This is a genomic window from Streptomyces sp. NPDC021115 (genome assembly GCF_044333065.1).
In the GTDB taxonomy this organism is placed as follows: Bacteria; Actinomycetota; Actinomycetes; order Streptomycetales; family Streptomycetaceae; genus Streptomyces.
The window spans coordinates 494,646-519,546 of the sequence record NZ_JBIRQF010000002.1 but is presented as its reverse complement, the minus strand read 5'-3'; the positions used below and the strand labels follow the sequence as shown (position 1 = coordinate 519,546).

The following is a 24,901-nucleotide window of genomic DNA, read 5'->3' as shown; positions in this document are numbered from 1 at the left end:
GCCGGACATGAACGCGGTCGTGGGCAGCCACGATCTGCTGCTGGTCACCCTCGACACCCTGCGCTACGACGTCGCCGCCGAACTCGCCGCCGCCGGGCGCATCCCGAACCTGACCGCCCGGATGCCCGGCGGGGTCTGGGAGGAGCGGCATGCGCCGGGCAGCTTCACCTACGCCTCCCACCAGGCCATGTTCGCCGGTTTCCTGCCCACCCCGGCCCGGCCGGGCCCGCACCCGCGGCTGTTCGCCGCGCGCTTCGCGGGCAGCGAGACCACAGCCGGGGCGACGTATGTCTACGACACCCCGGACCTGGTGACCGGGCTCGCGGCGGCCGGGTACCGCACGGTGTGCGTCGGCGGCGTCGGGTTCTTCAACAAGCGGGGCCCGCTGGGCTCGGTGCTGCCCGGATACTTCCAGGAGAGCTACTGGGAGCCGGAGTTCGGCGTCCCCTCCCCCACCTCCTTCGAGGCGCAGATCGCGTGCGCCGAGAAGGTCATCGGGGATCTCGCTCCGGACCGGAGGCTGTTCCTCTTCGTCAATGTGTCCGCGCTGCACCAGCCCAACTGGTTCCATCTGCCGGGCGCGACCCGCGACAGCGGTGACTCGCGCGCCTCCCACGCCGCCGCGCTGGAGTACGTCGACCGCCACATCGGCCGTCTCCTCACCGCGATGAGCGGCCGCGGCCCCGGTTTCGCGATCGTCTGCTCCGACCACGGCACGGCGTACGGCGACGACGGCTACACCGGCCACCGGATCGGCCACGAGGCCGTCTGGACCGTGCCGTACACCCACTTCTTCCTTGGGACCCGATGAACATCACCGCCCCCGTCCGCCCGTACCAGTCGTACGTCTACGCCTATCCGCACAAGACCGCGTACCACGCGCTGGCGGACCGGCCCGCGCTGCACGCGCTGTGGGCGGACGAGCCGAAGGACGCGCTGTCGCTGTATCTGCACATCCCGTTCTGCGAGGTGCGCTGCGGCTTCTGCAATCTCTTCACCCGGATCGGCGCCCCGGACGGCCTCACCACGGCCTACCTGGACGCGCTGGAGCGCCAGGCGGACGCGGTGTCCGGGGCGCTCGGCGACGGGGCCCGGTTCGCCGCCGCGGCCTTCGGCGGCGGCACCCCGACGTTCCTGGAGGCGGCCGAGCTGGAGCGGCTGTGCGACATCGCCGAGAAGCGGATGGGCGCGGGCCTGACCGCCGTGCCGCTGTCCGTCGAGGCGTCCCCGGCCACCGCCACCGCCGACCGGCTCGCCGTGCTCGCCGCGCGCGGCACGACGCGGCTGAGCCTCGGCGTGCAGAGCTTCGTGGACGCGGAGGCGCGGTCGGCGGTCCGGCCGCAGCGGCGGGCCGATGTCGAGGCGGCGCTGGGCCGGATCCGCGAGGCGGGCATCCCGGTCCTCAACATCGACCTGATCTACGGCATCGACGGCCAGACCGGGGACAGTTGGCTGCGCTCCCTGGACGCGGCGCTCGCCTGGCACCCCGAGGAGCTGTATCTCTACCCCCTCTACGTCCGCCCGCTGACCGGCCTCGGCGGCCGCAAGGGGGCCCCAGGGAGTGACACGGAGAGCGACGAGGAGTGGGACGCCCGGCGGCTGCGGCTGTACCGGCTGGGCCGGGACCAGCTGCGGGCGCACGGCTATGAGCAGGTCTCGATGCGCATGTTCCGCCGCCCGGACGCGCCCGCGACCGGCGGCGAGGATTACGCCTGCCAGACGGACGGCATGATCGGCCTGGGCTGCGGCGCCCGCTCCTACACCTCCGGGCTGCACTACTCCTTCGACTACGCGGTCGACATGCGGGAGATACGCGGCATCATCGACGACTACGTCTCCCGCCCCGCGCCCGACTTCGCACGCGCCGAGCACGGCCGGGCGATCAGCGGCGACGAGGCCCGCCGCCGCCATCTGCTCCAGTCCGTCCTCCAGGCCGAGGGCCTGGACGTGGCCGGATACCGGAAGCGGTTCGCGGCCGATCCGACCGAGGACTTCCCCGAGGAGCTGGCCCGGTTCGCCGCCCGCGGCTGGCTGGATCCGGCCGCGGAGCCCGGCCGCCTGCGGCTGTCGGCCGAGGGCCTGGCGCATTCCGACGCGCTCGGCCCCGAGCTGTTCTCGCCCGCCGTACGCGCCGCGATGGCCGCGTACGAGGCGAAGTAGGCATGGCGGCCGCCGTGGACCTGACGATCCTGTACCGGGGCCCGCTGGCCTCCTGCGACTACGACTGTCCGTACTGCCCGTTCGCCAAGCGGCGCGACAGCCGGGAGGCGCTGCGCGCCGACCGGGCCGCGCTGGAGCGCTTCACGGCCTGGGCCGGGGAGCAGTCGGGCGACCGGCTGTCGGTGCTGTTCACACCGTGGGGTGAGGGGCTGACGCGCTCCTGGTACCGCCGTGCGCTGACCGGGCTGAGCCGTCTTCCGCACATCGAGCGGGTGGCGATCCAGACCAATCTGAGCTGCCGCACCGACTGGACGGCCGAGGCCGACCGCGACACGCTCGCGCTGTGGTGCACGTACCACCCGGGCCAGACCCCGTACGACCGGTTCCTGACCAAGTGCCGGGAGCTGACCGCGCGCGGGGTGCGGCACAGCGTGGGCATCGTCGGGCTGCCCGGCCATCTCGACCACGCCCGCAGGCTGCGCGCCGAGCTGCCCGAGCAGGTCTATCTGTGGGTGAACGCGGCGGAGGGCCACACCTATACGGATGCCGAGGCCGCCGACTGGACCGCGCTCGATCCGCTCTTCGGCTACAGCCGCCATCCGCACCGGAGCGCCGGTCTGCCGTGCCGGACCGGCGCCTCGGTGATCTCGGTGGACGGTGACGGCACGGTGCGCCGCTGCCACTTCGTCCGCACGGAGCTGGGCAATCTGTACGACGGCTCCTACCGTGCGGCGCTGCGGCCCCGGCCCTGTCCGCTCGCCGTGTGCGACTGCCACATCGGCTACGTCCATCTGGAGTCGCTGCCGCTGTACGACGTGTTCGCGGGCGGGGTCCTGGAGCGGATCCCCGCCGCGCCCACTTAAGTCTTGCGGCCCACGCCTCCGTAGATGCCCACGGGCGCGAGCGCCGCGGCGTCGGGCGGCGGTCCGTCAGGCCGCCACAGCGGCGCCCGCACCAGACCCGGGTCGAGCAGGGTGAACCCGTCGAAGAACGGGACGATCTCGGCGTGGCGGCGCAGGCTCAGCTCGGCGGTGGACTTCCGGTACACCTCGTCGGCCATCTGGTCGGGGCCGTGGAAGTCCGTCGTGCCGTGGCTGATCACCAGATGGCTCCCGGGGACCATCCGCTCGGTCAGGGCGGCGATGGTCCCCGCCGGGTCCTCCGCGTCGGAGACGAAGTGGAGGACCGCGACCAGCAGCAGCGCCACGGGTTCGGTGAAGTCGATGCCGTCGCGCACCGCCGGGTGCGCCAGGATGTCGGCGGGTCTTCGCGCGTCGGCCGCCGCGAAGTGCGTACCGGGGGTGCTGGTCAGCTTGGCGTCCGCGTGCGCGGCGACGATCGGGTCGTTGTCGATGTACACGACCCGGGTGTCCGGGGCGATCTCCCGGGCCACCTCATGGGTGTTGGGCGAGGTCGGTATGCCCGTCCCGAGGTCGATGATCTGCCGTACGCCGCCGGACACCACCGTACGGACGGCGCGCAGCAGGAACGCGCGGTTGGCGCGGGCGCTGGCCAGGATGTCCGGGGACTGCTCGATGAGGCGCTCGGCGGCCTCGCGGTCGATCTCGTAGTTGTCCTTTCCCCCCAGGTAGTAGTCGTACATCCGGGCCGGATGCGGCCTGCTGGTGTCGATGTCCTGGCCGGACACCCGCGTCCCCGGGATGCGGGATGCGGATAATCGCCGGCCGGCTGATGCCTGGTCGGCTGGTCTGTGGTCGGTCACACCATGTCCCCTTGTCAGTGCCCCTCGTTCCCCCTCGGTCGCACGAGCGTCACAGAAGCAGGAAGTCGGCCTCCCCGGCCTTCGCCCCCTGGATGAAGCGCTTCATCTCCAGGTGGGTGTAGATCAGCGCCGGTCCGTCCGGATCGGTCGACTGGCGCAGTGCCACCCGGCCGTCCTTCAGCCTCATCGCCTCGACGCAGCTTCCCCCGTTGCCACCGCTCCACGGTTTGTGCCAGCCCTCGGAACCGAGGTCCCTGGCCGGCATGCCGCTGTAGGCGCGGCTCCCGCATATGCGATCCATCGTTCAGATCTCCTTGCGAATGCCACTCAGAATGGCCTGAGTGGTCTGTGCAGGCGCGGCCTGCGCGCACATCCGGTCCAGGGCCTCCAGGAACGCCGAGACGTCATCGCGCTGGTCGAAGTAGGAGCCGCTCACGAGCGTCTCCGTATACGCGATGTCGGGCAGCTCCGGGATCGGGAACCGGAAGATATGGAAGGGGCCGTACATCGCCGGGTGCGGACCGGCGTCGAACGGCATGACCTGCAGTCTGATCTGGGGTGAGTCGGCGACCTCGATCAGCCGGCCGATCTGCGCCCGCATGGTCTCGGACCCGCCGATGGGACGGCGCAGCACCGTCTCGTCCATCACCACCCACAGCATCGGGGGATCCGGGCGGCGCAGCAGCGCCTGCCGCTCCATCCGCAGCGCGACGTTGCGCTCGATCTCGGACTCGGGGGCGTGCGGCATGCCCGCGCGGAGCACCGCGCGGGAGTAGTCCTCGGTCTGGAGCAGCCCGGGGATGTAGTGGGGTTCGTAGGCGCGGATGAGGTTGGCTTCCACCTCGAGGCTCACGAAGGTGTTGAACCAGTCGGGCAGGACGTCCCGGAACCGGTGCCACCAGCCGTTCTTGTTGGCCTCTTTGGCGAGAGAGAGGAAGGCCTCGACCTCTTCGGGGTCGGTGACGCCGTACGTGCGCAACAGCTTCTCGACGTACGGGAGCTTCAGGCCGACCTCGGCCTTCTCCATGCGCCGGATCGTGGCATGGGTGACGTCGAGGGCCCGCCCCGCCTGTTCGAAGGACAGCCCGGACTTCTCGCGAAGGTCCTGGAGTCGCTTGCCGAGCACGACCCGCAGGACGGTCGGGGCACCACCCGACCGCGCATCCGCCACTATCGTCCCCCTCCACTTACTGTCACAGCACAGCAGTCTGGCACGGGCTCAGCTTTCGGAACAGTCTGTCCTTGCGATTCTGTAATTTACAGACTGAACCTTGTCACAAGCGATCGTGACAGAGCATAGTGTCGGACGTGGCTCCTTCCTACGAGGCTCTCCGGTTAGGGCACAGCGGCTCGACGGTCGCTGCGTGCCTTCAGGACGCGTTTCGTCTCCCGGCGCTGAGCACGTCCGTCGCGGAGGCGAGAAGGCATGTCGTCCTGCGGCTGCGCTCGTGGGGTGTCGACCAGGACACCCGCGACAGCGCCGAATTGGTGGTCTCCGAGCTGTTCACCAACGCGGTCCGCCACACCTCCAGTGACGAGGTGCGCTGCTCCTTGCAGCTCATGGGGACCCGGTTGCGCCTCGAGGTGGCCGACCAGGGCTGCGCGCGCACGGTGCCGCAGGCGCGGTCGTCGGTGAGCGTGGATCAGGAGGGCGGACGCGGGCTCATGCTGGTGGAGGCCCTGTCCCAGGCGTGGGGCGTACGGCCGCACACGGGCGGCGCGGGCCGCGCGGTGTGGGCCTACCTGGCCTGAAGGGTGTGGGCCTACCTGGCCTGAAACCTGAAAGAGCGAAGGACCGGCTCAGCGGTGCAGCGGCAGCAGGTCCGGGCGCTTGGGCTCCACATGGTCCCCCGAGGACACCCCGCGCAGCCGCCGCCCGATCCAGGGCACCAGATACTCGCGCGCCCAGTGGATGTTGTCCCGTCGCACCTCGGCGGGGGTGCGCTGACCGTCGTCCGGCCATGGCTGGTCGGGGTCGGCGGGCACTTCGAGGCCCAGGACCTGACCGGCACGCAGCGCGACCCGGGTGTGTCCGTCCGGTGAGAGGTGGAGCCGGTCGTCGTCCCAGGCCCGCCGGTCCTGCACCGAGCGCAGCGACCACAGGTCGAGCACCGGGCAGTCGTAGCGGTCGGCGATCGCCCGCACATGGGCGGTGTACGTGGCGATCTTGCCGCGCAGATGGCGGAGCACCGGAATCCCCCGGGTGTCGAAGCCGGTGCACAGCAGCACGGCCGGCACCCGGGAGGTGAGGTCGGCGACGGCGGCCTCGTAGCGCCGGGCGACATCGTCGGGGTCGCTGCCGGGCCGCAGGATGTCGTTGCCGCCCGCGCAGAAGGTGACCAGGTCGGGACCGAGGTCGATCGCGCGCGGCACCTGCTCCTCGACGATCTGGTCCAGGAGCCTGCCGCGCACGGCGAGGTTGGCGTAGCGGAAATCGTGTTCCGGCCGCCGATCGGAGAGCAGGACGGCGAGCCGGTCGGCCCATCCGATGTAGACGCCGTCCGGACCGGGATCGCCGACGCCCTCGGTGAAGCTGTCCCCGATGGCTGCGTACGACCCGATCACTGCACGCTTGAGTCTTTGCGAATCGTCTGCCACATCCGGACATCATTCACCCCGACACGTGACCTACGCCACCGTAACCAGCCCTTGACCAGGGGTGAGTTATCCCACCTGTTCAGTTCGGCGTAGGTGGAATACGGCGGCGTCCAGGTCACCGCGCAGCCCGGTGCGCAGCCCGCGGTGGCTGAGGACGGCGCCGCGGTGGACGGTCCCGGTGGCCAGGTCCTCGTACGCCGCGGCCGGGTCCAGGCCGCGCAGCCGCAGCGGGGGCTGGGGTTCGCCGAAGCTCTGCGCGTGCAGCCACGCCAGCACCACGGTCTCCTCGCCGCGCACGTACTGCACGGCGCTGAGCCCGCCGTCGCCCGGCGGCCGCAGCCGGTACTGCGCACCGTGCTGGACGACGGGCCGGATCCGCTTGTAGAGCGCGACCCAGTCGCGGGCCTCGGTCAGTTCGGCCTCGCTCCACTTCGTCAGGTCGCCGCCGACGCCCAGCACCCCGGCCATCGCGCTGACGAAGCGGAAGCCGAGCCCGCTCGTGCGCTGGTTGCCCATGACGTTGGGGCTGTCGGTGACCCAGGCGGCCATCACCCGGGCCGGGTGCAGCTGGCTGAAGCCGTGCTGGATGGCGAGGCGGTCCAGCGGGTCGGTGTTGTCCGAGGTCCACACCTGGTCGGTGAGGCCGAGGACGCCCAGGTCGATGCGGCCGCCGCCGCCCGAGCAGGACTCGAAGGCGACCCCGGGGTGGGCGGCGCGCAGCCGCCCCAGCAGGTCGTACAGGCCGTGGACGTGCTCGATGCCGAGCCGCTGCGGATACGGGTCGCCTGGCCAGCCGGGGTCGGTGAAGGAGCGGTTGAAGTCCCACTTCACATAGTCGATGGGGGCGCTGCTCAGCAGGGTGTCCAGCTTCTCCCACAGATACGCGCGGACATCGGGCCGGGCGAGGTTGAGCACCAGCTGGTTGCGGAACTCGGTGCGGGTGCGTCCCGGGTGGTGCTGCACCCAGTCGGGGTGGGCGCGGTAGAGGTCGCTGTCGGCGTTGGCCATCTCGGGCTCGACCCAGATGCCGAACCGCATGCCCAAGCCGTGCACCTCGTCGGCGAGCGGCTTGAGCCCGTGCGGGAAGCGGTCCGGGTTGGGGGTCCAGTCGCCGAGCCCGGCCCGGTCGCTGGTGCGGGACCCGAACCAGCCGTCGTCCACGACGAACAGCTCGACGCCGAGACCCGCGGCGAGCCGGGCGAGGGAGCGCTGCTGCCCCTCGCTCACCTCGAACTCGGTGGCCTCCCAGGAGTTGTAGAGGACCGGCCGGTCCCCGTCCGCGCCGGGGATGACGTGGGCGAGCTGCCAGGCGTGCCAGCCGCGGCTCGCGGCCCCGAAGCCGCCGTCGGTCCACAGACCGGCGAAGACGGGGGTGGTGAAGGACTCGCCGGGGGCGAGGAGCAGCAGCCCCGACTCGTCGTGGCCGACGCCGCCGACGGTCTGCACGGTGCCGTCGGCCAGCCGCTGGACGGCGATCCGCCAGGAGCCGGACCAGGCGAGGGCGCAGCTGTGCACCTCGCCGCTCTCCTCGGTGGCCGTGCCGTCGTCGAGCGCGATCCACGGCAGATGCTGATGGCTGGTGTGGCCGCGGCGGCTGCCGATGACCTTCTCGCCGGGGGTGAGGTCGGTTCGGGCGAGCCGGCTCTCGGCGGCCCACCGCCCGTACAGATGGCTCAGCCGCCGCCGCTCGCCGACCGGCAGCGACCAGGCGGCGGAGTCCGCGCGCAGCAGCTCCAGCGGGACGTCGTCCGGGGTGCCGGTGTGCGTGAGGGTGGTCCAGCGCTCGATGACATCGCCGTCGTCCCGCATCCGGTAGTGGAGGGTGATGTCGAGGTGGTGGAGCGGGTCGTGGAAGCGCAGCCGCAGCTCGTCGCCGGTGACGGTGCTGTCTTCGAAGCGCCACTCGGTGCCCCGCACGCCGCCCGCGCGGACGGACAGGGCGGGGCGCACGAAGCGCGGGCCGCCCTCCACCGGGTACTCCTCGCGCCCGTCCCATGGTGATTCGAACCCTCGCTCAGCGGGCAGAGGTTCGACGGCGAGGGCTTCGGCGTCCGGGACCGTGAGCCGCGGGCCCCAGTGGAGATGGAGCAGGGTGTCCTCGCCGGTGAGGTGCAGGGCGTAGCTGCTGCGTCGCCCCGAGAGCAGCCAGAGTCGACCGTTTCCGCCGATTTCAATCATCACACATCCCCAATTCCCCACAGGTCCCAACATCATCGGTCAGGGTTTCCCGCACGGCAATGGCCTCCGCTCGTGATCCGCAGAACTGATTGCAGCAGGAATGCAATGTCGTAGGGTCAGCAGAGCCCGCCTCGTCGACGAGCGGCGCGGCGGCCGATCGTGAGGAGCGCCCGTGACGCAGCCGTCGCCGCAGGTCCCGCAGGCCGAACCCGAGCTGGTGGGGGTACGCAACTTCCGCGACGTCGGCGGGCTGCCGACCACCGACGGGCGGCGCGTCCGGTCCGGTGTGCTGTTCCGCAGCGGCCACCTCGCCCATGCCACCGACAGCGACGCGGCGTTCCTCGACTCGCTCGGCCTGCACACCGTCTTCGACTTCCGCAACGCGGCCGACATCAAGCTGGAGGGCCCGGACGTCTCCCTGACCGGCGTGCGGAACGTGAACCTTCCGCTGTCCGACCCGGCCGACGGCGCCGGATTCTGGACCATGGTGCGCGAGGGCGACCTCAACACCCTGCGTGAGCTGCTGGACGACGGGCGTGCCGAGCGGCGGATGATCAACGCGTACCGGGCCATCATCACCAGCCGCATCGTCGAGCACGGCCGGGTGCTCAGCGCCATGGCGGAGGACAGCTCCCCGGTGCTGATGCACTGTTCCGCGGGCAAGGACCGGGCCGGTCTGTCGATCGCGGTGACACTGCTCGCGCTCGGAGTCGAGCGGGAGGCGATCGAGGCCGACTATCTGCAGTCGGCCGCCGCCCACCGGCGTTACAAGATCTGGCGCAAGGGCAATCCCGCTGACGGGTCCGACCCGATGTCCCCGGAGGTGCTGGCGCTGCTGAGCCCGCTCTTCGACGCGCGCACCGCCTATCTGGAGGCGGCCTTCGAGACGATAGAGGAGACCTGGGGCGGCCCCGAGCGCTATCTCGCCGAGGGGCTGGGGCTGACCGCCCCGCAGCGCGAGCGACTGCGGGACCGGCTGCTCACCGCCTGACTCAGCCCTGCCCTCAGGCCCCGGCCTCGGGCTCGGTGACCCAGCCCGCCGTCAGCACCAGACCGGTGGCCCGGTGCACGGCCAGGAACGCGAACGGACGGTCGTAAGAGACCGTGACCAACCGGGCCTTCTCCTGCGGCGGGCCCCCGCCCGGCGCCACGGCGAACGCGGTCACGGCCGCCGCCCAGAACCCCTCGGCACTGAACGACGCGGTCATGGACTGCTGACCGGAGGAGAGCGCCAGCGGATTCGGGCTGATCCCCGGGAAGTGGCCGCGTGAGGTGTCCTGGGCGCTGCGCAGCCCGAACAGCTCCGCGTGACGCAGCAGATCGTGCCGGGCGGTCACGGTGAACTGCGGAGTGGTGAGGAAGAGCGAGGGGGTGGTGTCCCAGCTGGTGGCCTCCATGACCGTGACGCCCGGCCCCGCCTCGCCCAGCGGCAGCGCCGAACCTCCCCGGCCCGGGTACGCCCCGGCGACAGCGCCGATCCCGGCCTCCAGCACCTCGCCGCCCGCGGCCCCCTCTGCGCCGAGGACCAGATGGACGTCGAGCCCGTTGTCGCCCGCGACCCCCGACAGGGTGAGCGGCCCGGCCGGGGTGTCGGGGACGACCCGCAGCACCCCGTCGAGGTCGCCCGTCGTCCGGCTGAGACCGGCCAGCGTCCGGCCCTGCCACGGGCCGCTCCGCGGCTGGAGGAACCCCGGCTGGAACGGCTGCTGCCAGGCCGTCTTCACCGTGAGCGCGCCCGCCAGCACCAGCTGGGTGGTGGGCGTCAGCGGCACCGGCATCTCGGCGATCGCGCCCCGGGTGCACCGGGAGGCCCATGCGTCCAGCTCCTTGCCGTCGCGCTCGGTGTCGCCGGTCAGGGTGGACCGTACGCCCTGCGGAAGCTCCGCCTCCCAATCGGGCCGCACCGGCAGGTCGTGACGGGTCCACAGTCCGGTGGCGGCGTCGACGCCGTCGATCGCGGCCAGCGTCTCGACGGCCGCGCGGCCGAGCGCCGTCGCGTCCTCCGCCCCGACGCCGAGCGCCGCCTCCAGTTCGCCGCGGGCCGGGCCGTCGGCGGCGCCCGCGAGCAGCGCCAGCAGCGGCCAGGCCCCGGCGCCGGTGAAGACCGTGCCCTCGTCGTCCGTCACCGCGGCCCGCGCCCAGCGCCCGGTGAGCGCGTTGACGGCCCGTACGACACTCGTATCGATCATTACCCTGGTCCCCCGTCCGGTCAGCGGTGGGCCACCGCCTGCTTGACGAGAGTCCGGCCGAACTCCCACATCAGACCGCCGCCCCCGTGTGCGTCGTCCATGACCGCTGTGAACGCCTCGACGAAGCGGTCCACTTCCCGCTCGCCGATGATCAACGGTGGGATCAGCTTAATGACCTCCAGATGGTCGCCGGAGACCTGGGTGAGGATGCGATGGCGCTGGAGCAGCGGCGCCACGACCATCTGCGCGAACAGGCCCTTGCGCGCGGCCTGGAGCATCGCCCAGCGGCTGCGCAGCCCGAGGGACGCGGGCTTGCCGAACTCGATGCCGATCATCAGCCCGCGGCCGCGCACATCGTGCAGCAGCTCGTAGCGGTCGATGAGCGCGGTGAGCCGGTCGCGCAGCAGCTCGCCGGTGCGGCGGGCGCCTCCGACGATCTGCTCGTCCTCCATGACGGAGAGCACGGCGAGCCCCGCCGCCATGGCCTGGGCGTTCGCCCCGAAGCTCGCGGAGTGCACCAGCACCCGGTCCATGGAGGAGTAGACCCGTTTGAAGATCCAGTCCTTGCCGAGGGTCGCGCCGACCGGCACGTACCCGCCGGACAGCGCCTTGGCCACGCACACCAGGTCCGGTTCGACGCCGTCCTCGTGGCTGTAGGCGAAGAAGTCCCCGGTGCGGCCGAGTCCCGTCTGCACCTCGTCGGCGATGAGCAGCGCCTTGTGGCGGTGCAGCAGCTCCTGCGCGGCCCGCAGGAAGCCCGGCGGCGCCTCGTGCACCCCCTTGCCCTGGATCGGCTCCACGACGAACCCGGCGACGTCCCCGCGTCTCAGCTCCCGCTCCAGCGCGTCCAGGTCGCCCATCGGGATCGCGGTGTCGGGCAGCAGCGGCGCGAAGCCGTCGCGGAAGCCGTCCTCGCCGTTGACCGACAGCGAGCCGGTGGTCAGCCCGTGGAAGGCGTGCTCGCAGTAGAGGACGCGCGGTCTGCGGGTCGCGTAGCGGGCGAACTTGAGCGCGGTCTCGACGGCCTCCGTACCGCTGTTGCCGAAGAAGACCCGGTCCAGGTGGGGGGCGTGGCCGAGCAGCTTCTCGGCGAGCAGCCCGGGCAGCGGCTGGCAGTCGAAGCGGGTCAGATCGGCGAGCGAGGCGTCCAGCACGTCGTGCAGCGCCTTGCGGACGACGGGATGGTGGCGGCCCAGGCCCATCACCCCGAATCCGGCGAGCATGTCCAGGTAGTCCTGGCCCTCGTCGTCCCAGAAGTACGCGCCCTCGGCCCGCTCGTAGACCTTGTCGAAGCCGATGGTGTGCAGCATCCGCGGCAGCTGGTGGTTGAGGTACCGGGTGTGCAGGTCGTACCGCTCGGACCCGCGCCCGGCCAGGAGTTTCCCGAGATCGAACCCCGAGGTGACCGGGCGCTGCTCGGCTGCTGTCATGCGTCCCTCTCCTTGGCGGCGGCCTCCCCGGAGGCGGTGCGCACGTCGACGCGGGCGAGGGCCGCGCCGATGTGGCCCGCGATCTCGGCGGGGGTGAGTCCGATGTCGGCGAGCACTTCGCCGCGCTTGGCGTGCGGCAGGAACGCCTCGGGGATGCCGAACGTCCGCAGCGGCAGGTCGACCCCGGCGTCCCGCAGCGCCTGGCCGACGGCCGCGCCCACTCCGGCGCTGCGCACGTTGTCCTCGACGACGGCCACCGCGCGGTGGCGGGCCGCGAGCGCGGGCAGTTCGGGGTCGACGGGCTTGACCCAGCGCGGGTCGACCACGGTGCAGCCGATGCCGCGCTCGGCCAGCAGCTCGGCGGCGCGCAGACCCACCGGCGCCATGACCCCGGCCACCACGAGCAGCACGTCGTCGCCGCGGGCCAGCACATCCATCCCGCCGACGCGGTCGAGCGCCGGGATGGGCTGCCCCACCGACTCCTTGGGGAAGCGGACGACGGTCGGCGCGTCGTCCACGTCGATCGCCTCCCGCAGCTGGGCGCGCAGCTGGTCCGCGTCGCGCGGGGCGGCGATGCGCAGGCCCGGCACCACCTGGAGGACGGACATGTCCCACATGCCGTTGTGGCTGGGCCCGTCGGTGCCGGTGACGCCCGCCCGGTCGAGGACGAAGGTCACCCCGCACTTGTGCAGGGCGATGTCCATCAGCAGCTGGTCGAAGGCGCGGTTGAGGAAGGTCGCGTAGACGGCGATGACCGGATGCAGCCCGCCGGTGGCGAGCCCGGCCGCCGAGACCGCCGCGTGCTGCTCGGCGATGCCGACGTCCCACACCCGGTCCGGATACGCCTCGGCGAATCCCGCGAGGCCCACCGGGTCGAGCATCGCGGCGGTCAGGGCCACCACGTCGGGCCGCTCGGCCCCGATGGCCACCATCTCCTCGCCGAACACCGACGTCCACGACCGGCCGCCGGAGGGGATGAGGGGCGCGCAGGTGAGCGGGTCCATCGCGGCGACGGTGTGGAAGCGGTCGGCCTCGTCCTCCAGGGCGGGCCGGTAACCGCGCCCCTTCTCGGTGAGGCAGTGCACCAGGACGGGGCCGTGGAACCGCTTGGCGCCGCGCAGCGCCCCCTCGACGGCCTCCATGTCGTGCCCGTCGATGGGACCGACGTACTTCAGCCCCAGGTCCTCGAACATGCCCTGCGGCGCGAACGCCTCCTTGAACCCCTTCTTGGCGCCGTGCAGCGACCCGTACAGCGGCTGTCCCACGACGGGGGTGCGCTGGAGGACCTCCTTGCCCCAGGCGAGGAAGCGTTCGTAGCCGTCGGTGGTGCGGAGGGTGGCGAGGTGGCTTGCGAGGCCCCCGATGGTGGGTGCGTAGGAGCGTTCGTTGTCGTTGACGACGATGATCAGGGGTCGGTCGCGGGCGGCGGCGATGTTGTTCAGCGCCTCCCAGGCCATGCCGCCGGTGAGCGCGCCGTCGCCGATGACCGCGACGACGTGGTCGGTGCGGCCGCGAAGCTCGTGGGCCTTGGCGAGGCCGTCGGCCCAGCCCAGCACGGTGGAGGCATGGCTGTTCTCGATGACGTCGTGCTCGGATTCGGCGCGGGACGGATAGCCGGAGAGCCCGCCCTTGCCGCGGAGCTTGGAGAAGTCCTGGCGGCCGGTGAGCAGCTTGTGGACGTAACTCTGGTGGCCGGTGTCCCACAGGATGCGGTCCACCGGCGAGTCGAAGACGCGGTGCAGGGCTATGGACAGCTCGACGACGCCCAGGTTGGGGCCCAGATGGCCGCCGGTCCTGGCGACCGCGGTGATCAGGAACTCCCTGATCTCCTGAGCGAGTGCGGCGAGTTCCTCCCTGGTCAGCGCCTTGAGGTCGTGCGGGCCCCGGATGTTCTCCAGCATCGGCATGCTCGGTTCCCCTCCTCGTGTGTCAGCCCACGGCGCTCTCGCGGGCCGCCCGCAGCGACTCCTTGAGCGAGCCCATGGTGGCCAGGACGGCCGTGGGCTCGTAGCCGCAGTGGGCCATGCAGTTGTCGCAGCGCGGGTCCTTGCCCCGGCCGTACTTGTCCCAGTCGGTCTCCTCGATCAGCTGGCGGTAGGTGGGCACATATCCGTCGCTCATCAGGTAGCAGGGCCGCTGCCAGCCGAAGAGCGAGTAGTTGGGGATGCCCCAGGCGGTGCAGGGGAAGTCGGTCCTGCCCTCCAGGAAGTCAAGGAAGAGCGGGCTGTGGTTGAGCCTCCAGCGCCTGCGGTTGCCGCCGGCGAACGCCTTCCGGAACAGCTCGCGGGTCTGCTCGACCCCCAGGAAGTGCTCCTGGTCGGGCGCCTTCTCGTAGGCGTAGGCGGGCGAGATCATCATCTCGTCCACCTTGAGGTCGTCATTGAGGAAGTCCAGCACCTCGACCACGGTCTGCGGGGTGTCGGTGTTGAAGAAGGTGGAGTTGGTGGTGACCCGGAAGCCCCGCCGCTTGGCCTCCCTGATCGCCGCCACCGCCTCGTCGAACACCCCCTCCTTCGCCACCGAAGCGTCGTGCCGCTCGCGCAGCCCGTCGATGTGCACGGCGAACGCGAAGTACGGGGAGGGGGTGAAGTCGTCCATCTTCTTTCGCAGCAGCATCGCGTTGGTGCACAGGAAGACGTACTTCTTCCTGTGCACCAGCTGCCGGACGATCTCGTCGATCTGCGGATGCATCAGGGGCTCACCGCCCGCGATGGAGACCATCGGAGCGCCCGACTCCAGCACCGCGCCGACCGCCTGCGCCACCGGCATGCGCTGCTTGAGCACCCCCGCCGGATGCTGGATCTTCCCGCAGCCCTCGCACTTGAGATTGCAGGCGAACAGCGGTTCCAACTCCACGATCAGCGGGAACTTGTCCCGCCGCTTGATCACCTTCTGGTCAAAGAGATACGTCGCGACCCGGATGGTCTGGCGGAGCGGCATGGCCATCTAGCTCACCTCCTGGGAGAAGAGAGGAACGGTGCCAGTCGAAGAAAGCGGGAAGAACAGTTCGTAGTACCCGGAAAGCCGATATTCCACCGCGCAGTGTCCCGATGCGGACCAGCTCATGTTCAGGAGCGTCCACGATCACCCGGACGGCCGCAACAGGGCGTGCCCCTGCGCGCACCGCGCTGCGCAGGGTGGCGGCGGATTCCATGTCCACCGCGATGGCCCCGGTGGCGTGCAGTTCGGCCCGCTCCGCGCCCCGCACCACATGGTTGGAGCCGACGAGGGGCCCGATATGGACGGTGCCGGTGCCGGTGCCGGTCCGCCCGGCGCCGCCGCGGGCCCGCCGGGCGTGGCGGGCCAGCACCTCGGCGAGGAACCGGCTGTCGTGGCAGGGGGTGCGACCGGCCGGGTCGCGGGTCTCGTCGGCCACCACCAGATCCCCCGGGTGCATCCCCGGCGCCAGACCGGCGCAGAACCCGGTGGCGACGACGGCGGTACGCACCGCCGGACCCGGCCCCTCGGCCAGCGCGCGGCTCACCGCCCGCTCCGCCGCCTGCGGTCCCATGCCGGTGCGCAGCACCGTCACCGGCCCGCCCGAGCCGGGACCGGCCCCCCGCAGCGCGAAGCGCTCGATGCCGAGCGCGCAGGCGATCAGCAGCGGGGCGCCGCCGGTGTCCGGGGCCGGTCCGGAGGCCATCACGTCCTCCGCGGCCGCGCCCCGGTGGCCTCACCGCTCACATAGCGCCCGAGTGCGGTGAGCGGGAAGACCAGCCGGTACAGGTGGTAGTTGATGGAGAAGTCCCAGGGGAAGCCGGTGCCGGTGAAGTACGGCTCGTCCCAGGAGCCGTCCTGCTCCTGGGTGGCCGCGAGCCAGCCGACCGCGCGCTCGACCGCCTTGCTCTCCCGCTCCCCCGCCGCCAGCAGCGCCAGCAGCGCCCACGCGGTCTGCGAGGCGGTGGAGGCGCCGCGGCCCATCCACTCGGGGTCGGGGTACGAGCGCTGGTCCTCGCCCCAGCCGCCGTCCTCGTTCTGCACGCTCTCCAGCCAGCGCACGGCCCGCCGGACGGCCGGGTGGGAGGCCGGGATCCCGGCGGCGACCAGGGCGGGGACGACGGATCCCGTCCCGTACACATAGTTGGTGCCCCAGCGGCCGAACCAGGCGCCGCTGGGTTCCTGCTCGGCCAGCAGCCAGGTGATGGCGCGCCGGGTGCGCGGATCGCGGGCGCCGCCCTCGTGGGCCAGCATCTCCACGACATGGGCGGTGACATCCGCCGACGGCGGGTCGATGACCTCGCCGAAGTCGCAGAACGGCAGCCGGTTGGGCAGCGGGCTGGTGTTGTCGACGTCGAACGCGCCCCACGCGCCGTTGCGGGACTGCATGCCCAGCGTCCAGCGCACCCCGCGCCGCACGGCCGCCGCGATCCGCTCCGGCCGGGGGTGGTCGACGCGGCGCAGCGCGAGGATGACCTCGGCGGTGTCGTCGATGTCGGGGTAGTTGTCGTTGTGGAACTCGAAGGCCCAGCCGCCGGAGGCGAGCCGGGGCCGCTTGACCGACCAGTCACCCGGCCGGTCGATCTGCTCGTCGAGCATCCAGTCGGCGGCCTTGACCAGGGCGGGGTGGCCGGGGTCGAGCCCGGCGTCGGCGAGGGCGATGGCGGCCAGGCACGTGTCCCAGACCGGGGACTGGCACGCCTCGATCATGCGGCTGCCGTCCTCGCGCCAGACGGCGAAGCGGTCCAGCGATTCCAGCCCGGCGCGCATCACCGGGTGGTCGAGGTCGTAGCCGAGGAGGTGGAGCGCGATCACGGAGTAGACGGCGGGCGGCTGGATGCCGCCCCAGCAGCCGTCGTTCTCCTGCCGCTCCACGATCCAGCGGGCGCAGGAGCGCAGCGCCGCCCGGCGCAGCGGGCCGACGGCCACCTTGCGGTACAGGTGCAGGGCCCGGTCCAGCCGCTGGAAGGCGCCGTCCCAGGAGGCGAGCGGGGCGGCGGGGTGCGGCGGACGCGGTCTTCGCGGGTCGGCGTGGAGCTCGTCGAGAGGGAACGGGGCGGGGCGCACCGGGCGCTTCGCGGAGACGACGGTGAGCGGCACGATGGTCTGCCGCGCCCAGCAGCCGAAGTCGTAGAGGTTGAGCGGCAGCCAGCTCGGAAAGTAGATGATCTCCGGTGGCAGCTCGGGCAGGTCCTCCCAGGCCCACCAGCCGAAGAGGGCCAGCCAGATGCGGGTGAAGACGCGGCTGTTCGCGATCCCGCCCTGGTCCCGCACCCACGCCGAGGCGGCCGCCATATGGGGCGCTTCGGGGGCGTCACCGGCCAGCCGGAGGGCGACGTACGCCTCGACGGTGGCGGACAGGTCAGGCGGGCCGCCGTGGAAGGTGGCCCAGGTGCCATCGGCGTTCTGCTGCGAGCGGATGAAGCGGCCCGCGGCGTCGAGCACGCCGGGTTTCTGGATGCCGAGGAAGTGCCGGAGCATCAGGTCCTCGGCGTCCATGGTGACGTTGGTCTCCAGGTCGCCCTTCCACCAGCCCTGCTCGTCCTGGCGGGAGAGCAGATGCTGGACCGCGCGGCCCGTCGCCTCGCGGGCGAGCACTAACGTCTCGGACTCGGATGACTCGGACGGTTGGACGGTTGTCGCTGTCATGGCTTCCCCTCTGCAGTGTGATCTGCCGTCGTTGGGGCCTGCTGTCGGCCGGCACCGGGCTGGTGCCGGCCGGCACGACTGCGAGCCTGGTCCTACGGGACGGGCCTAGGCGCGGTCGGTTGTGATCATCTCTCCCGGACGACGACGAAGTCCGCGAGCGCCACGAACTGTTCTCGTACCTCGCCGGGCATGTCCACCTCGTCGAGGGCCTCGATCGCCCTCGCGTACTGCCGCCTGGCCTCCTGCGAGGTCCAGTCCCGGCCGCCCGCCTCCTCGATCAGCGCGGCGCGGGTCGCGAACTCCTCCTCGCTGAAGTCGGCGACCTCCTCCTCCGGCTTGTGCGCGTCGGCCGCGAGGATCTGGGCCAGGTCCTCGGAGGCCCGGCCGCCCGCGGCCAGGGCGGCGACGACCGGCAGCGACTTCTTGCGCTGCCGCAGGTCGCTCCAGGTCTGCTTGCCGGTCGAGACCGGGTCGCCCCAGATGCCGAGCACGTCGTCCACGGCCTGGAAGGCGAGCCCCAGGTGGTAGCCGTACCGCTCCAGGGTGTCGGCGGTGCGGTCGTCGGCGCCTCCGAGCACGGCGCCGATGGAGGCGGCGCAGGCGAGCAGCGCGCCCGTCTTGTTGCCCTCCATCTCCAGGCACTCCTCGACGGTGACCCGCTCCCGGTGCTCGTAACTGATGTCCTGCGCCTGGCCGTCGATCAGCTTGCGGGTCGCGGAGGTGAGGCGGCGGGTGGCCCGGCCCGCCTCCGCGGTGCCCAGCTCCAGCAGTATTTCCCCGGCGAGGGCGAAGAGCGCGTCCCCGACCAGGATCGCCTGGGCGGGACCGTGCACCTTCCACACCGTGTCGCGGTGGCGGCGCTGCTCGTCGCCGTCCATCAGGTCGTCGTGCAGCAGGGAGAAGTTGTGCACCAGCTCGACCGCGACCGCGCCGGGCACCCCGACCTCCGGGTCCGCGCCCGCCGCCTGCGCGGACAGCAGCGCGAGCGCCGGGCGCACCGCCTTGCCGCCGTCACCGGCGGCGGGGTGGCCATCGGCGTCGATCCACCCGAAGTGGTAGGCGGCGACGGTGTCCATGGGCGGAGCCAACCGGTCCACCGCCGCGCGCAGCACCGGCGTGGCAAGCGTACGGCCGCGCTCCAGCAGCGCGATGACGCCTGCGGAGTCGACAGCTGGGGTCGCCGGGGTCACGGTTACTCCTCTGGGTTCTGTGGTGGTGCTCATGCCGCCTCCTTGGGCGTCCCCCCGCCTACGGCGGGAAGCGGAATCACATGCGGGCGGCCGGTTTCGGAGAGGGCGGCACGGGCTGCGGTGAGCCCGCTGCGCACGGCGCCTTCCATGGTCGCGGGCCAGCCGGTGGCGGTCCACGCACCGGCCAGGTACAGGCCGGGCGCGTCAGTGGGGGCGCCGGGCCGCAGCCGGCCGACGCCGGGGACCGGGGCGAACGTCGCGGTGCGCTCCCGGGTGACGAAGAAGTCCCGTACCCGCGCGCCGCGGGCGGCCGGGAGCAGCCGCTCCAGCTCCGGCAGATAGCGGGCGCGCAGCTCGGCCACGGGACGGTCGATGTCGCCCTGGGCGGCGGACTGCGACACCGCCAGATACTGGCTGTCCCCGGCCCCCGGCGCGTCCCGCAGCCCCGAGGCGTCCGTACGGTCGAAGACCCACTGGACGGGGCTGCCGAGCGCGGCGAAGAACGGGCGGCGCAGCACGGTGCGGTCGTAGACGACGTGCAGGTTGAGGATGGGCGCGGTGCCGATGCGCAGCAGCCGGTCCGGGTCGCCGAGCGCGCCGTCGGGCAGCAGGGCGTGCGCGTCGCGCTGCGGTACGGCGAGGACCACGGTGTCCACCGGCTCGCCGAGCGGACCGCGGTCGGTGTGGGCCGTCCAGCGGCCGCCGGTGTCGGCGCGGACCGCGGTCACCCGGGTGCGCAGCTCGGTCCGCACGCCCGCCGTGTCCAGGGCGGCGCGGGCCAGGGTGTCGTGCAGCTCGCCGAGCGGGGCGCGGGCCCAGCCGATGTCGGCGGCGCCCGCCCCGGAGAGCAGCCCGGTCTTGAAGACCATCGCGGCCAGGGCCAGCGAGGCCTCCCCGGCGGTGGCGTTGAGGGTGGCCACGCCCACCAGGTCCCACAGCGCCTCGACGGCGCGCGGCGACTGGCCGTGGCGGCGCAGCCAGCCCGCGAAGTCCTCCGCGTCCAGCGCCGGGTCCAGCGGGTCGAGCCGCCCCAGGGCGAGCGCGGCGCGGCCCACCAGGGCGCGCTCGGCGAGCGAGAGATGGGGATAGGTGGCGAGGCTCTTGGCCAGGTGCAGCGGCACCGGCAGGCCGGTGCGGCGCAGCCGCCCGAGCCGCCGCCCGGGGCGGGCGGCCGCGTCCACCACGGGGACGTCCAGCCGGTCCTGGAGCCGGGTCAGCCGGGCGGCGCCGATCCGGTCCAGGAACCACTGGTACGCGGTGCAGCAGCGCAAGTAGACGTGCTGCCCGTTGTCGACGGTCAGCTCACCGGCCGGTGAGGGGCGCTGGAACGAGAAGGCGAGCCCGCCGAGCCGGGGGCGCCCTTCGAGCAGCGTGACGCGCACCCCGGCGTCGGCGAGCGCGAGCGCCGCGGTGGTCCCGGCGAGCCCGCCGCCGATCACCAGCGCGGTCCCGCGCGGGTCACGGACGAGCGCGGCCGCCCCCTCGGGGCGGCCTGCCGGGTCCGGGCCCGGGCGGTCGGCGGAGCGTGTGGTTCCGGCTGTCATGTGTTCACCCCCTCGGGTGAACACGACGCCGCATCGGGCCGCGAGGTTGCCCCGGTCACCGAAGCCCCCCGGCTCCGCGGCGGACGGCTGCGCGGGCGTCGAGACCGGCGAGGCCGCGCACCGCGACGTACGCCTTCTCATGGCCCGGAAGCGAAACGCGGCCGCGCAGAACGGCCGCGGGATCGTGGGCGATCCGCTCCAGGAGTCTGCGGTAGATGCCCGCCATGGCGGCCACGCACGCTCCGCTGCGCCGGTCCAGCATGGGCAGCAGCCGGTATCCCTCGGCGAAGAGCGCCCTGGCCCGCCGGACCTCGAACTGCACCAGCCCGGTGAAGTCGGCGTCGGGCGGGGCGACCGAGGTGTGGAAGGCGGCGGTGCAGCCGAACTTGGCGAGGTCGTCGGCGGGCAGATAGGTGCGCCCGGTCACGGCGTCCTCGCGGACGTCGCGCAGGATGTTGGTCAGCTGGAGCGCGAGGCCGAGCGTATCGGCGTATTCGGGGGCGCGATCGGCGTCGCGTGCGCCGGGCACGGTACCGAACACGCCGAGGGAGAGCCGCCCGATGGCGCCCGCCACACAGCGGCAGTAGTCCTTGAGGTCGTCCCAGGTCTCGTAGGTCTCCCCGGCCACGTCCTTCAGCACGCCGTCGATCAGCTCGTCGAGCCCGCCGAGCGGGATCGGGAAGCGCCGGGCGGCATGGCTGAGCGCGACGGCCACCGGGTCGGTGTCGTCCTCCTCGATCGCGCCGCCGCGGATCCGGTCGAGCAGTCCGCGGGTCTCGGCGAGCCGGGCCCGCTTGGCGTCGGCGGCCAGCGCGCCGTCACCGATGTCGTCGATGCGGCGCGAGAAGGCGTAGAGCGCCGACATCGCCTGGCGCTTCTCGGTGGGCAGCAGCCTGATGCCGTAGGCGAAGTTGCGGGCCTGGTGCCCGGTCACGGCCTCGCAGTAGCGGTACGCCGCGAGCACTGGCGCGGACGCGTGCGGAGATCCGTCCACGGTCCGGCTCACCCCTCTCTTCGCAGTGTCGCCCCCACCTCGCGCAGCAGGCTGAGCTTGGTGGGCCTGGGCGGTCCAGGGAGTACGTCATGATCCGCGGCCGCGACCGCCCGCAGGGCGGCCCGCCCCCCGGCCACGAATCCGGCGAGCAGCACCTTGAGCCTGCCGTGGACGCTACCCACCAGGGGGGTGCCTTCATTCAGCAGCTCTCGGGCGCGTTCCGCCTCGTACGCGACCAGGGCACACACCGATGCGCCACCCTTCGGGGCGGCGAGGTCGGCCTCGGACACTCCGAAGCGTTTCATGTCCTCCGCCGGGAGGTAGACGCGGTCCCTGCGAAGGTCCTCGGAGACGTCCTGAAGGTGCTCGATGATCTGGAGGGCGGTGCAGATCGCGTCGGAGCGGCGCACCCGCTCGGGGGTGGCGGTGCCGGTGATGCCGAGGACGAGCCTCCCCACCGGGTTGGCGGACAGCTCGCAGTAGTCCAGCAGCTCCTGGAAGGAGCCGTACCGCCGGACCCGCTGGTCCTGGCGGTTGGCCTCGATCAGGCCGCGGAAGGGCCCCGGGGTGAGACCGTGGCGGCGGACGGTGGGGCGCAGCGCGCGCAGCAGCGGATGGCGGGGCACCGCGGCCGGGGTGTCGTCGAAGACGCGGTCGAGATCGGCCTCGAAGGCGTCGAGCATCGCCACCGGATCGTCGGCGAGGGACCGGTCGAGGCCCAGCAGCTCGGCGTCGGCGCCGCCGGGCGGCAGATCGCCGTCGCCGATGTCGTCGACCAGCCGGGCGTAGCCGTAGACGGCCATGAGGTCGGCGCGCCAGGCGCGGGGGACGAAGAAGGGTGCCACGGGGAAGTTCTCGTGCGCGGCCTTGTCGAGCACGGCGCGCGTGGCTTCCTGTCCGCCGCTCAGGCTGCCCGGCATGGTAGAGGACCCGCTGCGCTCGTCCTCCGCGGTCACCGTGGACAGCCAGGCGTACGGGCGAGGGCCGGCACGCCGCGCGGATCCCGGTGACCGGGGCCCGTGGGCGTACTGGAGATGGGCCGTGGAGCCAATGCCGTCACATCCCCCGTTCTACACCGGTTACCAGCGTCGGCACGATCCGGACACGCCGCGCCGACACGTCAAGGACGTCCGGCCGCGCACCCCCGATCGGGTGACAGCCGCACACGTCCGACATGATCCGGTCGGGCATGATCCGGTAGGGCATTGCTACAGCTTACGCCCCTCCACGCACACACGTACGGGACCGCACCCCTACGACGTCCCGGCCGCCCGGACCCCTGCCGGGCGGCCGGGTCAGGCCGCGTCGTCGTAGAACTCGATGATGTCCAGCATGGTGCACAGGTCGCGCAGCTCGAACTCGAAGAACGACTTCCCCTCCGACAGCCCGAACGACATGTGCCCCAGCGCCTCCATGGAGATCACCCCGTACAGCCGCGCCCAGCAGCGCAGCATGACGGCGATGGCACCCGGCGGCATGTCGACGCCCTGGTCCTCGCTGAGCGCCCCGAGCTGACGGGCGAGCGCCGGATCCAGCTGCTCCTCCTCGGGGGCGGGGAAGCCCCGCACCCGCCACAGGTCGGAGACCAGGTCGGAGAAGACGGACCCGAAGACCCAGCCCATGGTGCGCTCGGGCTTGGTCTCCTCGCGCCCGAGGCCCGGGGCCCAGGGTCCGAGGATGAGCCCGAACTCGTGCGGGTGCTTGATGGCCCACACGCGCAGCGCCCGGGCGCCGCCGATCAGTCTGCGACCGGGCTCGCCCTCGGGGAGCTGCCCGATGACCCCGCGCATGTAGCGGGCCATCTCCGCGAAGATGTCCACCCGCAGCTGAAGGATCAACGCGTCCCGGCTGCTGAAGTAGCGATAGACGGCCGGCGCGGTCATGCCCATCTCACGGGCGATGGCCCGGATGGTCACATTTTCCGGGCCCTCCTGAACCAAGAGCGTCCGGGCGACGTCCTTGATTTCGCGGATGGTCGCAATGCGCAACCGCTCACGCCGTGAGTACGGTGCGACGTGCGCTTCCCCTGGCGACACGCGTCCCCCTCCCTCATACCCCGCCGCTCGGCAACCCGGCGTACACGCACACGATACAGCGCCTCCGTTTAGTGAACAGCGGCAGCGGCAGTACCTCTGCGTCACCCACGGCGCGCGGACGGCCCCGGGAGAGACGGCGCGACCGCGCCCGAATCCGAGGGACAGCCGGTCGGCGGCCTGCCGCGGCGCCGCGAAGCGCCTCCGACGGCCCGTCCACGCCCCACCAACGGGGCGAAATTCCACCTGGTGGACGTGTGTTCACCAGGTCCCTCCCCCGATGCGGAATGCAGCTTCCGCTTGCCTCGTGGTCATCAATTCCCGGCAGCAGTCGCACGCGTCACCCCCCGTAAGCCCGATGGCCCCTTCCGACCACCACCTTAGTAGGGCGGGGTGACAGTGCGTGAGCTTTTCCACAGGACGGGTGCACGACGAAGGGCCGGGACCGCCTCGCGGCCCCGGCCCTCCCAGGTTTTCGGCTACTTGCCGGTTTCCTTCTCGTACGCCTTGATGACCTCGTCCGTCGGACCGTCCATCAGCAGCTCGCCCTTCTCCAGCCACAGCACCCGGTCGCAGGTGTCCCGGATCGACTTGTTGTTGTGACTGACGAGGAAGACCGTTCCGGCGTCCTTCCGCAGCTCCCGGATGCGGGCCTCGGAGCGCTTCTGGAACTTCCGGTCACCGGTGGCCAGGGCCTCGTCGATCATCAGGACGTCGTGGTCCTTGGCCGCCGCGATGGAGAAGCGGAGCCGGGCCGCCATACCGGAGGAGTAGGTGCGCATGGGGAGGGTGATGAAGTCACCCTTCTCGTTGATGCCCGAGAAGTCCACGATGTCCGCATACCGCTCGCGGACCTGCTCGCGCGACATCCCCATGGCCAGACCGCCCAGTATGACGTTCCGCTCGCCGGTGAGGTCGTTCATCAGGGCCGCGTTGACGCCGAGCAGCGACGGCTGGCCGTCGGTGTAGACGCTGCCGCGCTCGGTGGGCAGAAGCCCCGCCACGGCCTTGAGGAGCGTCGACTTGCCGGATCCGTTGGAGCCGATGAGGCCGATCGACTCACCCTTGTACGCCACGAAGGTGACGCCGCGCACGGCGTGCACCTCGCGCATACCGGGGGCACCCTTGCGGCGCATGATGCGGCTCAGGGCGGCGGTGGCGCTGCCCTTGCCCTTGGGGCCGCCGTTGACGCGGTAGACGATGTGGACGTCGTCGGCGACGACGGTGGGCACACGCGCCTCGGCGGGCATGGCCTGCTCGACGGTTTCGAGAGTCT

General features: G+C 72.1%; 22 protein-coding genes. 5 read left to right on the top strand and 17 right to left on the bottom strand.

The window, feature by feature from the left end:
- Positions 1-7 precede the first annotated feature (7 nt).
- From ACH4TL_RS07930 to ACH4TL_RS07920, 3 genes are read left to right on the top strand one after another with little or no spacing between them, the layout of a single operon-like run.
- Positions 8-811, top strand: a complete 804-nt coding sequence (locus ACH4TL_RS07930; RefSeq protein ID WP_398311557.1) for an STM4013/SEN3800 family hydrolase — start codon at positions 8-10, stop codon at positions 809-811.
- Positions 808-2,160, top strand: coding sequence for an STM4012 family radical SAM protein (locus ACH4TL_RS07925; protein WP_398310241.1), 1,353 nt, complete (start codon positions 808-810; stop codon positions 2,158-2,160). Before ACH4TL_RS07930 ends, ACH4TL_RS07925 begins: the two co-directional genes overlap by 4 nt.
- A 14-nt stretch (positions 2,161-2,174) precedes the next feature.
- Positions 2,175-3,023, top strand: a complete 849-nt coding sequence (locus tag ACH4TL_RS07920; RefSeq protein ID WP_398311560.1) for an STM4011 family radical SAM protein — start codon at positions 2,175-2,177, stop codon at positions 3,021-3,023.
- Here the strand turns inward: ACH4TL_RS07920 and ACH4TL_RS07915 are convergent.
- The 3 genes from ACH4TL_RS07915 to ACH4TL_RS07905 all read right to left on the bottom strand — a co-directional run bounded on the left by ACH4TL_RS07915 (position 3,020) and on the right by ACH4TL_RS07905 (position 5,054).
- A complete protein-coding gene (locus tag ACH4TL_RS07915; protein ID WP_398310244.1) occupies positions 3,020-3,808 on the bottom strand; it encodes an SAM-dependent methyltransferase in 789 nt (262 codons plus the stop codon). The genes ACH4TL_RS07920 and ACH4TL_RS07915 overlap by 4 nt on opposite strands.
- 124 nt (positions 3,809-3,932) lie before the next feature.
- Positions 3,933-4,184, bottom strand: coding sequence for a DUF397 domain-containing protein (locus tag ACH4TL_RS07910; protein ID WP_009713861.1), 252 nt, complete (start codon positions 4,182-4,184; stop codon positions 3,933-3,935).
- A gap of 3 nt (positions 4,185-4,187) precedes the next feature.
- A complete protein-coding gene (locus ACH4TL_RS07905; protein WP_398310248.1) occupies positions 4,188-5,054 on the bottom strand; it encodes a helix-turn-helix domain-containing protein in 867 nt (288 codons plus the stop codon).
- 137 nt (positions 5,055-5,191) lie between these two features.
- On the opposite strand from ACH4TL_RS07905, the gene ACH4TL_RS07900 reads away from it, so the two are divergent.
- Positions 5,192-5,635: an ATP-binding protein gene (locus ACH4TL_RS07900; RefSeq protein ID WP_234364982.1), complete on the top strand. Its 444-nt coding sequence runs from the start codon at positions 5,192-5,194 to the stop codon at positions 5,633-5,635.
- 48 nt (positions 5,636-5,683) lie between these two features.
- On the opposite strand, the gene ACH4TL_RS07895 is transcribed toward ACH4TL_RS07900, so the two are convergent.
- Both ACH4TL_RS07895 and ACH4TL_RS07890 read right to left on the bottom strand, forming a co-directional pair.
- Positions 5,684-6,481 carry an SGNH/GDSL hydrolase family protein gene (locus ACH4TL_RS07895; RefSeq protein ID WP_398310252.1) on the bottom strand — a complete coding sequence of 266 codons (798 nt, stop codon included), beginning with the start codon at positions 6,479-6,481 and terminating at the stop codon, positions 5,684-5,686.
- Positions 6,482-6,547: 66 nt separating this feature from the next.
- Entirely contained in the window at positions 6,548-8,659 is a 2,112-nt protein-coding gene (locus tag ACH4TL_RS07890) for an alpha-galactosidase (RefSeq protein WP_398310255.1), read from the bottom strand.
- 172 nt (positions 8,660-8,831) lie between these two features.
- On the opposite strand from ACH4TL_RS07890, the gene ACH4TL_RS07885 reads away from it, so the two are divergent.
- Positions 8,832-9,650, top strand: a complete 819-nt coding sequence (locus ACH4TL_RS07885; RefSeq protein ID WP_398310258.1) for a tyrosine-protein phosphatase — start codon at positions 8,832-8,834, stop codon at positions 9,648-9,650.
- Positions 9,651-9,663: 13 nt separating this feature from the next.
- On the opposite strand, the gene ACH4TL_RS07880 is transcribed toward ACH4TL_RS07885, so the two are convergent.
- From ACH4TL_RS07880 to ACH4TL_RS07825, 12 genes are all read right to left on the bottom strand, one after another.
- Complete coding sequence (locus ACH4TL_RS07880; RefSeq protein ID WP_398310261.1) at positions 9,664-10,848, bottom strand: serpin family protein; 1,185 nt, start codon at positions 10,846-10,848, stop codon at positions 9,664-9,666.
- Between the two features lie 20 nt (positions 10,849-10,868).
- Complete coding sequence (locus tag ACH4TL_RS07875; protein ID WP_398310264.1) at positions 10,869-12,278, bottom strand: aspartate aminotransferase family protein; 1,410 nt, start codon at positions 12,276-12,278, stop codon at positions 10,869-10,871.
- Positions 12,275-14,185: a 1-deoxy-D-xylulose-5-phosphate synthase gene (dxs, locus tag ACH4TL_RS07870; RefSeq protein WP_398310268.1), complete on the bottom strand. Its 1,911-nt coding sequence runs from the start codon at positions 14,183-14,185 to the stop codon at positions 12,275-12,277. The genes ACH4TL_RS07875 and dxs overlap by 4 nt, the downstream gene beginning before the upstream one ends.
- Before the next feature lie 22 nt (positions 14,186-14,207).
- Positions 14,208-15,224: an adenosyl-hopene transferase HpnH gene (gene hpnH, locus ACH4TL_RS07865; RefSeq protein WP_398310271.1), complete on the bottom strand. Its 1,017-nt coding sequence runs from the start codon at positions 15,222-15,224 to the stop codon at positions 14,208-14,210.
- A complete protein-coding gene (locus ACH4TL_RS07860) occupies positions 15,175-15,921 on the bottom strand; it encodes a 1-hydroxy-2-methyl-2-butenyl 4-diphosphate reductase (protein WP_398310274.1) in 747 nt (248 codons plus the stop codon). The genes hpnH and ACH4TL_RS07860 overlap by 50 nt, the downstream gene beginning before the upstream one ends.
- Positions 15,921-17,864: a squalene--hopene cyclase gene (gene shc, locus ACH4TL_RS07855; protein ID WP_398310277.1), complete on the bottom strand. Its 1,944-nt coding sequence runs from the start codon at positions 17,862-17,864 to the stop codon at positions 15,921-15,923. Before shc ends, ACH4TL_RS07860 begins: the two co-directional genes overlap by 1 nt.
- Positions 17,865-17,989: 125 nt before the next feature.
- A complete protein-coding gene (locus tag ACH4TL_RS07850) occupies positions 17,990-19,087 on the bottom strand; it encodes a polyprenyl synthetase family protein (RefSeq protein WP_398310280.1) in 1,098 nt (365 codons plus the stop codon).
- Positions 19,084-20,598 (bottom strand): hydroxysqualene dehydroxylase HpnE, encoded by a 1,515-nt coding sequence (gene hpnE, locus ACH4TL_RS07845; RefSeq protein WP_398310283.1) that lies wholly within the window; start codon positions 20,596-20,598, stop codon positions 19,084-19,086. The genes ACH4TL_RS07850 and hpnE overlap by 4 nt, the downstream gene beginning before the upstream one ends.
- Before the next feature lie 55 nt (positions 20,599-20,653).
- Complete coding sequence (gene hpnD / locus ACH4TL_RS07840; RefSeq protein WP_398310286.1) at positions 20,654-21,604, bottom strand: presqualene diphosphate synthase HpnD; 951 nt, start codon at positions 21,602-21,604, stop codon at positions 20,654-20,656.
- Entirely contained in the window at positions 21,601-22,470 is an 870-nt protein-coding gene (gene hpnC, locus ACH4TL_RS07835; protein ID WP_398311563.1) for a squalene synthase HpnC, read from the bottom strand. Before hpnC ends, hpnD begins: the two co-directional genes overlap by 4 nt.
- A 417-nt stretch (positions 22,471-22,887) precedes the next feature.
- The gene (locus ACH4TL_RS07830) at positions 22,888-23,628 is read right to left on the bottom strand and encodes a TetR/AcrR family transcriptional regulator (RefSeq protein WP_398310290.1); all 741 of its coding nucleotides are present in this window, start codon (positions 23,626-23,628) and stop codon (positions 22,888-22,890) included.
- A gap of 476 nt (positions 23,629-24,104) precedes the next feature.
- Positions 24,105-24,875 carry an ABC transporter ATP-binding protein gene (locus tag ACH4TL_RS07825; RefSeq protein ID WP_398311566.1) on the bottom strand — a complete coding sequence of 257 codons (771 nt, stop codon included), beginning with the start codon at positions 24,873-24,875 and terminating at the stop codon, positions 24,105-24,107.
- Positions 24,876-24,901: the final 26 nt, after the last annotated feature.